At 63.4% G+C, this 872-nt stretch carries 2 protein-coding genes; both read left to right on the forward strand.

The window, feature by feature from the left end:
• Window positions 1-665, forward strand: a 665-nt coding sequence (locus EOA29_RS38250; RefSeq protein WP_245468783.1) for an ABC transporter substrate-binding protein, incomplete at its 5' end; no start/stop codon positions are given.
• A gap of 35 nt (window positions 666-700) precedes the next feature.
• On the forward strand, window positions 701-872 hold a 172-nt coding region (locus tag EOA29_RS38255), incomplete at its 3' end, for a DsbA family protein (protein ID WP_189479153.1).

Raw genomic sequence — 872 nt, forward strand, 5'->3', positions numbered from 1 at the left:
CTCCCTACCCCGGCCAGGTTCCGGCCGACGTCATGGACGGCACCTGGCGGCCCCCGGTGACCGACGGCTCCGGCCAGGATCGCAAGGTGCTGCGGGCGGCTTTCGAGATGATGAAGGGCGCCGGCTATCACGTAGAGGATGGCCGGATGCTCGATCCTCAGGGCAATCCCTTCGGCTTCGAGATCATGACGTCGTCGCAGGATGAGGAGCGGCTTGCAGCCCTCTATCAGCGCACGCTGGAGAAGATCGGCATCGACGTCACCATTCGCAGCCTCGACGGCGACCAGATCCAGTCACGCAAACAGCGTTTCGACTTCGAGGTGCTCGTCGGCTCGAGCGGCTTCAACAATTCGCTGTCGCCCGGCAGCGAGCAGGTCGGGCGCTGGGGATCGGTCGCCGCCAAGCAGGAGGGGTCGTTCAATCTCGCCGGCGTCGCCGATCCCGCCATCGACGCGGCGATCAACGCGATGCTGAATGCGCGCACCAAGGAAGACTATGTCGCCGCGGTCCGCGTGCTCGACCGGTTGCTGATCTCAGGCAACTACATGGTTCCCATGCAATACAACACGCAGCAGTGGGTCGCTTACTGGACCTATCTGGAACATCCGCGAAAGACTCCCATATTCGGCTATCAACTGCCGACCTGGTGGCGAAAGCCCAACTGACGCAATTCCCAACCGAGGCAAACAGGGAGACGAGCATGAGCGCCGAGAACTCGATCACCGTCGACGTGGTGTCCGATGTCGTCTGCCCGTGGTGCTTCATCGGCCAGAAACGGCTGGACAAGGCGATCGCCGCCGTCGGCGATGTCGGCGTGCATGTGCGCTGGCGGCCGTTCCAGCTCGATCCGACCATTCCGCAAGGTGGCATGG

It is taken from the genome of Mesorhizobium sp. M1E.F.Ca.ET.063.01.1.1 (assembly GCF_003998155.1).
Lineage (GTDB): Bacteria > Pseudomonadota > Alphaproteobacteria > Rhizobiales > Rhizobiaceae > Mesorhizobium.